At 37.7% G+C, this 223-nt stretch carries 1 pseudogene; it reads left to right on the top strand.

The features are described from left to right. A pseudogene (gene tuf / locus ACK2WN_RS12470) lies at window positions 1–223 on the top strand (elongation factor Tu); the annotation flags it as partial.

Here is a 223-nt window from a genome sequence, read left to right as displayed (position 1 = left end):
TCCATCAAGCGAATGGGGAGATAAAATAGTAGAATTCTTCGAAATGATAGATGAATATATACCAGCTCCAGAAAGAGACGTTGATAAAGACTTCTTAATGCCAGTAGAAGATGTATTCTCTATAACAGGTAGAGGAACAGTTGCAACAGGTAGAGTTGAAAGAGGAGTACTTAAAGTACAGGACGAAGTTGAACTAGTAGGATTAGCAGAAGCTCCAAGAAAA

The organism is Peptacetobacter sp. AB800 (assembly GCF_047807365.1).
Taxonomy (GTDB): Bacteria; Bacillota; Clostridia; order Peptostreptococcales; family Peptostreptococcaceae; genus Peptacetobacter.
Note: the sequence above shows the minus strand (reverse complement) of the source record. Positions and strands in the feature narration are given on the sequence as shown.